Raw genomic sequence first — 214 nt, forward strand, 5'->3', positions numbered from 1 at the left:
TGCTGAGGGCCACGCACCGCAGTGGGCGCCGCTGCCCGTCCAGTACGCCGACTACACCCTCTGGCAGAACGAGCTGCTCGGCGACCAGAACGACCCCGAAAGCCTCTTCGCCACCCAAGTCGCCTACTGGACCCGGACTTTGACGGGCTTGCCCGACCAGATCACCCTGCCCACCGACCGCCCCCGCCCCGCCGTCATGACCTACCGCGGTGAT

General features: G+C 68.7%; 1 protein-coding gene. It reads left to right on the top strand.

Translation table 11 applies throughout. From position 1 onward, the window contains the following. On the top strand, positions 1-214 hold a 214-nt coding region (locus tag IH61_RS42345; protein ID WP_037974269.1), incomplete at both ends, for a hypothetical protein.

Source organism: Streptomyces sp. NRRL WC-3742 (assembly GCF_000720635.1).
Lineage (GTDB): Bacteria > Actinomycetota > Actinomycetes > Streptomycetales > Streptomycetaceae > Kitasatospora.